Raw genomic sequence first — 272 nt, forward strand, 5'->3', positions numbered from 1 at the left:
CCGCAAAAAGTTCCGTAAAAAATTCCGCAGCATTAGAATACCCGGCATCCCTAAGCACCCTTGAAAGTTCTGACTTCATCTTCTCCGCCTTTTTATCCAAAACCGAAATTCTCTCCTGCAATTCCTTCCTCTGCTTTTTCTTAAACACTCCTGTACATTCAGATAGCTCAATTTCCAGATTGCTACGCTCCTGTTCAACCGCAAAAATCTCCTCATTCCTACGCTTCAATTCTGCATCCAGTTCCATAATCACCGGATACTTAGACATCAAT

1 protein-coding gene is annotated in these 272 nt (G+C 42.3%); it reads right to left on the reverse strand.

What is annotated here, in order from left to right; all coding sequences use genetic code 11:
- A partial coding sequence (locus AC2FA3_RS15195) for a hypothetical protein (RefSeq protein WP_490510313.1) occupies window positions 1-247 on the reverse strand: 247 nt, incomplete at its 3' end.
- Between the last annotated feature and the right edge of the window lie 25 nt (window positions 248-272).

The organism is Janibacter sp. CoH_79_TC_3 (genome assembly GCF_058197955.1).